The organism is Streptomyces apricus (genome assembly GCF_008369065.1).
GTDB classification, from domain to species: Bacteria; Actinomycetota; Actinomycetes; order Streptomycetales; family Streptomycetaceae; genus Streptomyces; species Streptomyces apricus.
In genome coordinates this window covers 805,722-813,623 of the sequence record NZ_VDFC01000046.1, presented here as the reverse complement: position 1 = coordinate 813,623, position 7,902 = coordinate 805,722, and the positions used below count along the sequence as shown (strand labels likewise).

General features: G+C 72.8%; 7 protein-coding genes. 2 read left to right on the top strand and 5 right to left on the bottom strand.

From position 1 onward, the window contains the following. Positions 1-304, bottom strand: a 304-nt coding sequence (locus FGF04_RS23750) for a CvpA family protein (RefSeq protein ID WP_188114197.1), incomplete at its 3' end; no start/stop codon positions are given. 188 nt (positions 305-492) lie between these two features. Here FGF04_RS23750 and FGF04_RS23745 point away from each other — a divergent pair. Continuing rightward, the gene (locus FGF04_RS23745; RefSeq protein ID WP_149513301.1) at positions 493-1,308 is read left to right on the top strand and encodes a peptidoglycan recognition protein family protein; all 816 of its coding nucleotides are present in this window, start codon (positions 493-495) and stop codon (positions 1,306-1,308) included. A 39-nt stretch (positions 1,309-1,347) separates the two neighbouring features. Here the strand turns inward: FGF04_RS23745 and FGF04_RS23740 are convergent, their stop codons facing one another. Next, the gene (locus FGF04_RS23740) at positions 1,348-1,866 is read right to left on the bottom strand and encodes a DUF4240 domain-containing protein (protein ID WP_188114239.1); all 519 of its coding nucleotides are present in this window, start codon (positions 1,864-1,866) and stop codon (positions 1,348-1,350) included. Between the two features lie 122 nt (positions 1,867-1,988). Between FGF04_RS23740 and FGF04_RS23735 the strand changes: the two genes are divergently transcribed. Next, positions 1,989-2,957, top strand: a complete 969-nt coding sequence (locus FGF04_RS23735) for an SDR family oxidoreductase (protein ID WP_149513299.1) — start codon at positions 1,989-1,991, stop codon at positions 2,955-2,957. A 9-nt stretch (positions 2,958-2,966) separates the two neighbouring features. On the opposite strand, the gene FGF04_RS23730 is transcribed toward FGF04_RS23735, so the two are convergent. The 3 genes from FGF04_RS23730 to FGF04_RS23720 form a co-directional block, all read right to left on the bottom strand. Continuing rightward, the gene (locus tag FGF04_RS23730) at positions 2,967-3,950 is read right to left on the bottom strand and encodes a helix-turn-helix transcriptional regulator (protein WP_149513298.1); all 984 of its coding nucleotides are present in this window, start codon (positions 3,948-3,950) and stop codon (positions 2,967-2,969) included. A gap of 238 nt (positions 3,951-4,188) precedes the next feature. After that, a complete protein-coding gene (aceE, locus tag FGF04_RS23725) occupies positions 4,189-6,891 on the bottom strand; it encodes a pyruvate dehydrogenase (acetyl-transferring), homodimeric type (protein ID WP_149513297.1) in 2,703 nt (900 codons plus the stop codon). 290 nt (positions 6,892-7,181) lie between these two features. Further along, a complete protein-coding gene (locus FGF04_RS23720) occupies positions 7,182-7,826 on the bottom strand; it encodes a GntR family transcriptional regulator (RefSeq protein ID WP_149513296.1) in 645 nt (214 codons plus the stop codon). Between the last annotated feature and the right edge of the window lie 76 nt (positions 7,827-7,902).

Sequence of the window (7,902 nt, the reverse complement as noted above, 5' to 3'; positions counted from 1 at the left end):
CGCCTACCCCGTCGACCACCCGCAGGGAGCCCCGGTCCAGCTCGCGGCGCAGCTTCAGCGCCAGCCGCCCCGCCAGCTCGTGGCCCAGCGCCGCGGGCACCAGCACCGTCAGCACCGCCGTGACCGTCGCGGCCGTGCTCCCCGCCTCCACCAGGTCCATCACCCAGGGCAGCACCCACACGCCGACGACCGCGCCGCCCACGAAGCCGGCCAGCGAGACACAGCCCGCGACCAGGCCGCGGCGGTAGCCGGACACCGCGTAGGCGAGGACGACGAACAGCAGCAGGATGTCGAGCAGGTCCACGGAGCTCCCTTTCCCTCGGGACCCTCAATACGTGCCGGGCGGGCCCAGTGATCAGGTACGCGCGCGTGGAACCGGCCGTTCGGCACACGTGCGTGGACCTGTAGAAACGTCCCGGACCGGGGCGTTGGTTCCACCGGGTGGCACACCACACATCGCGGACGTCCCGGGTCTCCCGGAGAGTGGACCCCATGTGCGCCCACCGGACCCCGCCCTCGCACCGGGGAGCCCGCCGGCCGCCGCTGTCCCGCACGCCCCGCCGGCTGCGCGTCGCGGCGGCCTGCCTGCCCGGACTCGCGGCCGCCGCCGGGCTGGTGCTGTGCGCCGCGGGGATCGACCGCACGGTGGGCGACGGCGCCGGCCGTCCCGCGGCGGCCCGCCCCGTGGCCGCGCACCAGGCGCCCAAGCCCGTGATCGTGCCGCGGGAGCGCTGGCTGGGCGACGCCTCGGTCACCCAGGCGCCCACCCGGTACGCCGAGCGCGTGTCCGCCGTCTTCGTGCACCACACCGACTCGCCGAACGGCTACGACTGCGCCGACGCGCCGCGCATCATCCAGTACCTGTACACCGGCCAGGCCGGGGACCGGCACTGGGACGACATCGGCTACAACTTCCTCGTCGACCGCTGCGGCACCGTCTACGAGGGGCGTGCGGGCGGCACCGCCCGTGCCGTCGTCGGCGCCCACACCCAGGGCTTCAACGTGGGCACGGCGGGCATCGCCGCGCTCGGCACCTTCACCGCGGGCGCGCAGGTCCCCCGGGCGATGACCGACGCCATCGCCGCCGTCGCCGCCTGGAAACTGGGGCTCGCGGACATCGACCCGCGCGCCGCCGTACGGCTCGTGTCCACCAACAGCCTGAGCAGGTACCGGGCGGGCACCAGCGGCACGTTCACGGCCGTCTCCGGGCACACCGACGGCTACTGGACGGCGTGCCCGGGCGCCGCGCTCATGGCCAGGCTCCCCGAGATCCGACAGCACGCCGCCCGGCTGCAGGGACGCCGCTGAACGGCTCCGGCGCCGCCCCGGGGGCGGGCGGAGGGCCCGTCAGTCCGCGAACCGCTCCCACAGCCGGGGGAACCGCTCCGCCAGCTGCGCCGGGTCCTCCAGATCGAGCGGCGTGCCCAGCGGCTCGGGAGGCGCCGCCGGGATGCCCAGGTCGGGCGCGACCGCGCCGGTCAGCTGCTCGTACGCCTCGTCCGCCGCGTACCCCAGCTCCTCGGCGTCCCCGTCGACCTCCTCGTCGAAGTCCGCGGACAGCTCGGCCAGCCGGTCCGGGTCGTGCACGGCCCCCTCGTACGTCTCCCGGCCCTGGCCGATCAGCCAGCAGCGGAAGTAGTCGAAGGCGTCGTCGCTCGCGCCGCCGAGCAGCACCGAGGCGGCGCCCCACAGGTCCCAGGTGTACGCGCGGTTGTAGCGGGCCTCGAAGTGACGGGCGAAGTCGAGCACCATCTCCGGGTCCAGGCGCAGGAGCCGTTCCACGAGCAGGTCGGCCTGCTCCTCGGGGTCGCCCCCGGCGGCCTCGCGGGCCCCGTCCACCAGCTCCCAGAACTCCGTCTCGTCCATCACGGGACAAGCATCGGGCCTCCGCCCGCCCCGCGCACCCGGGGACAGGCGGATCGTTATGACGCACATGCCCGTGAGAAAGTCCGACAGCAGATGTCGGGATTCGGCGGGATGCTCGGCCCATGGAGAGAACGGAATCAGCAGTACGGGCGAACACCGGACCGCTGGCCGGCCGGATCGCCCTGGTGGCGGGGGCCACCCGGGGCGCCGGGCGGGCCATGGCGGTCGAGCTGGGGCGCGCGGGGGCCACGGTGTACGTGACCGGCCGCACCACCCGTGACCACGTCAGCGAGGTCGGCCGGAGCACCGAGACGATCGAGGGGACGGCCGAACTGGTCGACGAGGCCGCCGGCGCCGCGGGCCGGGGGATCGCCGTGCCGACCGACCACCTCGAACCGGAGCAGGTGCGGGCCCTCGTCGACCGCATCGACAAGGAGCAGGGCCGTCTGGACGTCCTCGTCAACGACCTCTGGGGCGGCGACGTCCATCTCGACTTCACGGCGGAGAAGCAGCCGGACCTGTGGGAGATGGACCTCGGCAAGGGGCTGCGGGTCATGCGCCTGGGCATCGAGTCGCACCTCGTCACCAGCCATTGCGCGCTGCCGCTCCTGGTCCGCAACCCCGGCGGGCTGCTCGTCGAGGTCACCGACGGCACCGAGGAGTACAACCGGCGCTACCGCAAGCCGCTGTTCTACGACCTGGCCAAGGCGGCCCCGATCCGGATGGTCCTCGGCCTGGGGGAGGAGCTGGGGGAATACGGCTGCACGGCGGTCTGCATCACCCCCGGCTGGCTGCGCTCCGAGGCGATGCTCGACACGGCGTTCGGGGTGACCGAGGAGAACTGGCGGGACGCCTGCGCGCAGGCCCCGCACTTCGCGATCTCCGAGACGCCGACCTACGTCGGGCGCGCCGTGGCCGCGCTCGCCGCCGACCCCGACGTGGCCCGCTGGAACGGGCGGTCGCTGTCCAGCGGCGGCCTCGCCCGGGAGTACGGCTTCACGGACGTCGACGGTTCGGCGCCCGACGCGTGGCGCTACCTGCTGGAGGTGGAGTCGCAGGGCAGGCCCGCGGACGTGACGGGCTACCGGTAGCCCGTCACGTCAGTCCGGAGCGCGGCCGTAGTACGCCGCGGTCCGGGCCGCCGCCTCGGAGAAACGTTTCCTTAGTTCGGCCGGTTCGAGGACCTCCACCTCCGGGCCGAGGGACAGGAGCTGGGTGTACGCGACGTCGTACGACTCCACCGGCAGCGTGAGTGTGACGCGGCCCCCGGCGTCGGGCGGCCCGGCCCGGTCGAGGGCCTCCTGCGCTGACAGGGGGTCGACGGTGTACCTCAGCCGCCGTGCGCCCGCCTCGGTGAGCCGGACCACGACCGTCGCCCGCAGGAGCGAACGGGCGAACTGCTCGGCCTGCTCCGCCCAGAAGCCGGGCAGGTCGAAGTCCTCGTCGCGCTCGAAGCGCTCGCCGTCCGGCTCCACCGAGGTGAACCGGTCGAGACGGTAGACCCGGAAGGTGCCGGGGCCGTCCACGCGGGCGCACACGTACCAGACGCCCGCCTTCAGGACGAGCCCGTACGGCTCCAGCGCGCGCTCCACGTCGGTCCCGTCGCGCCGGTAGCGGGCGGTGATCCGGCGGTCGTCCCAGACCGCCTCGGCGACCGCCGGCAGCAGGACGGGGGTCTGCGGCTCGGCGAACCAGGCGGGGGCGTCGAGGAGGAAGCGCTGGGCCGCGCTGCGGGAGGCGTCCTTGAGGGAGGGCAGCAGGGCGGCGGTCACCTTCAGGCGGGCCGCGGAGGCGGCGTCCTCCAGGCCCATCTCGCGCAGGGCGCCCGGTACGCCGGACAGGAACAGGGCCTCGGCTTCGCTGCGGGCGAGGCCGGTCAGCCGGGTCCGGTAGCCGCCGACGAGGCGGTAGCCGCCGGTGCGGCCGCGGTCCGCGTACACCGGGACGCCGGCCTCCGACAGGGCCTGCGCGTCCCGTGTGATCGTCCGCTCGGACACCTCCAGCTCGCGCGCCAGCTCGGCGGCGGTCATGGAGGCCCGGGCCTGCAGGAGCAACACCATCTTGATGAGGCGGGCAGCACGCATGCCCCCCATGATGCCGGTGGCTCCGCCGGTCCTGTGGGTGGGGTGGGGGTGGGCGCGGGTACGTTGTCGGCTGCGGCGCCGTCGTGGCTGATCGCGCAGTTCCCCGCGCCCCTTAAAAGCAGGGCTGCGCCCTGGCTTTTCGCCTTTAAGGGGCGCGGGGAACTGCGCGACCAGCCCCCACCGGCCCGCGGGCTGCGCACCCGGCCGGAGTGGGCCGGGGCGCAGCCCAGTCGCCGGCCTACAGGCCGTACTTCGTGCGGGCTTCCTTCACGGCCGAAGCCGGCACCTCACCCCGCCGCGCCAGCTGCGCGAGCGCCGCCACCACGATCGACTGCGCGTCGACACCGAAGTGCCGGCGGGCCGCGACCCGGGTGTCGGAGAGACCGAACCCGTCCGCGCCGAGCGAGGACCAGTCCTGCTCGACCCACTGCGCGATCTGGTCGGGAACCTGCCGCATGTAGTCGGAGACGGCCAGCACGGGCCCCTCGGCCCCCTGCAGCGCCTGCCGCACGAACGGCACCCGCTCCTCACCGCGCAGCAGCGCCGCGTCGGCCTCCAGCGCGTCCCGCCGCAGCTCCGTCCAGGACGTGGCGGACCAGACGTCCGCGGCCACACCCCACTCCTCCGAGAGCAGCTTCTGCGCCTCCAGGGCCCAGTGGATCGCCGTACCGGACCCGAGCAGCTGGATCCGCGCGGCGTTGGCGGCCGGCGACAGGCCCGCCGACTCCGCCGTGTTGAAGCGGTAGAGCCCCTTGACGATGCCCTCGTCGACACCGAGCCCCGACGGCTTCGCGGGCTGCGGCAGCGGCTCGTTGTAGACGGTGAGGTAGTAGAAGACGTTCGGGTCCTCGCCCGGCGCCGGCTCCCCGTACATCCGGCGCAGACCGTCCTTGACGATCGTCGCGACCTCGTACGCGAACGCCGGGTCGTACGACAGCGCCGCCGGGTTGGTGGCCGCGATGACCGGCGAGTGGCCGTCCGCGTGCTGCAGGCCCTCGCCCGTCAGCGTCGTGCGGCCCGCCGTGGCGCCGACGAGGAAGCCGCGGCCGAGCTGGTCGGCGAGCTGCCACATCTGGTCGGCCGTGCGCTGCCAGCCGAACATCGAGTAGAAGATGTAGAACGGGATCATCGCTTCGCCGTGCGTGCTGTACGCGGTCGACGCGGCGATGAAGTCCGCCATGGAACCGGCCTCGGTGATCCCCTCGTTGAGGATCTGGCCGTCCTTGGCCTCCTTGTAGTACATCAGCTGGTCACGGTCGACCGGCTCGTACGTCTGGCCCTTGGGCGAGTAGATCCCGAGCGACGGGAAGAGGCTCTCCATGCCGAAGGTGCGCGCCTCGTCGGGGACGATCGGCACCCAGCGCCTGCCGGACGTCTTGTCCCGGACCAGGTCCTTGACCAGGCGTACGAAGGCCATGGTCGTCGCGACGTTCTGCGAGCCGGAGCCCTTGTCGAAGGCCGCGAACGCCTTGTCGGCCGGGGCCGGCAGCGGCGCGAGCGCGTGCGTGCGGCGGGCCGGGGCCGGGCCGCCGAGGGCCGCGCGGCGCTCCTGGAGGTAGCGGACCTCGGGGGAGCCGGCGCCCGGGTGGCCGTAGGGGACCACGCCGTCGACGAAGTCGCTGTCCTTGATGGGCAGCTCCAGCAGGTCGCGCATCTGCTTGAACTCGTCCGTCGACAGCTTCTTCATCTGGTGGTTGGCGTTCTTCGACGCGAAGCCCGTACCGAGGGTGTGGCCCTTGACCGTCTGCGCCAGGATGACCGTCGGAGCGCCCTTGTGCTCGACGGCGGCCTTGTACGCGGCGTACACCTTGCGCGCCTCGTGGCCACCGCGGGAGAGGTGGAAGCACTCCAGGATCTTGTCGTCGCTCAGCAGCTTCGCCAGCTCGACGAGCGCCGGGTCGGCGCCGAAGAAGTCCTGGCGGATGTAGGCGGCGTCGCGGGTCTGGTACGTCTGGACCTGCGCGTCCGGGACCTGGCGCAGGCGCCGGACCAGGGCGCCGGTGGTGTCGAGCCGGAACAGCTCGTCCCAGGCGTTGCCCCACAGCGACTTGATCACGTTCCAGCCGGCGCCGCGGAACTGGGCCTCCAGCTCCTGCACGATCTTGAAGTTCGCGCGGACCGGACCGTCGAGGCGCTGCAGGTTGCAGTTGATCACGAAGGTCAGGTTGTCGAGGCCCTCGCGGGCGGCCAGCGCGAGGGCCGCCGTCGACTCGGGCTCGTCCATCTCGCCGTCACCGAGGAACGCCCACACGTGGGACGCCGAGACGTCCTTTACGCCGCGGTTGGTGAGGTAGCGGTTGAAGCGCGCCTGGTAGATCGCGGAGAGCGGGCCCAGGCCCATCGACACCGTCGGGAACTCCCACAGCCAGGGCAGCCGGCGCGGGTGCGGGTAGGACGGGAGGCCGTTGCCGCCCGACTCCTGGCGGAAGTTGTCGAGGTGCGACTCGTTCAGCCGGCCGTCGAGGAAGGCGCGGGCGTAGATGCCGGGGGAGGCGTGGCCCTGGATGTAGAGCTGGTCGCCCGAGCCGTCGGCCTCCTTGCCCTTGAAGAAGTGGTTGAAGCCCGTCTCGTAGAGCCAGGCCGCGGAGGCGAAGGTGGCGATGTGGCCGCCGACGCCGTGCTTCGCGCCCCGGGTCACCATGGCGGCCGCGTTCCAGCGGTTCCACGCGGTGATCCGGCGCTCCATCTCCTCGTCGCCGTCCACGGTGGGCTCGGCGGCGGTCGGGATGGTGTTGACGTAGTCGGTCTCAAGCAGCTTGGGCAGCGCGAGTCCGTTGCCCTCGGCGCGCTCCAGGGTGCGGCGCATCAGGTACGCGGCACGGTGCGGCCCGGCCGCCTGGGTGACGGCGTCGAGGGAGGCCTGCCATTCGGCGGTCTCCTCGGGGTCGCGGTCCGGGAGCTGGTCGAGCTCGCTCGGCTGGATTGCGGTGGGGTCGGTCATTGCGCCGCCTTCCGGATGCGGAGGGGGTTCCCTCGTCGGCAAGGGGTTCTACGGGGATTGCCCTTGGTCTTTGGCAGGACAGGGCGGCGGGCTCGTGTGGGAGCCCGCCGATGACAATAACTCCCTGATCGATGATCGATCAAAGGGTTGAAGAGTAAAACCTCTTGATCACGAGGAAGTAGGCACCGGGTGCCTTCGCGGTGGGCACGGGGTGCCTTGTTTTCGCAGGTGAGACGCGTTGCGGGTGTACTTCTGAGCGGGGTGGCGCTCCCCTGCTCTGGTGCGTCCCCTCATGGCTGGTCGGGCTCGCTGCCGGTCCTGGGCGCGCAGCCCAGCACGTGGGCCTTCACCAGCTCCGCGATCAGCGGGTCCCGGCGCCGGAACGCCTCCACCAGCGCCTCGTGCTCCTCCGCGTACGACTGCTGGACCGTGCCCAGCCAGCGGATCGACAGCGCCGTGAAGACCTCGATGCCCAGGCCCTCCCAGGTGTGCAGCAGCACGCTGTTGCCCGCGGCGCGGACGAGTTCGCGGTGGAAGGCCACCGTGTGGCGGACCTGGCCGGTGCCGTCCGCAAGGCGGTCGGCCTCGTACAGGGCCAGGACGTGCGGCTCCAGGGTCGAGCAGTCGGCCGCCAGGCGCTCCGCGGCCAGCTCGGCCGCGATGGCCTCCAGGCCGGCCCGCACGGGGTAGCTCTCCTCCAGGTCGGCCGCGGTCAGGTTCCGTACGCGGACGCCCTTGTTCGGGGCCGACTCGATCAGCCGCAGGGACTCCAGCTCCCGCAGGGCCTCCCGCACGGGGGTCTGGCTGACCTCCAGCTCGGTGGCGATCCGGCGCTCCACGATCCGCTCGCCCGGTTTCCAGCGGCCGCTGACGATCCCCTCCACGATGTGCTCGCGGATCTGCTCGCGGAGCGAGTGGACGACGGGCGCGGTCATGGGGGGCTCCTTCGTTTTGACCTTTAGACAATAAGGCCGTGCGCTCCCACGGGGGGTGTGCGGGGCGCGTCAGGGG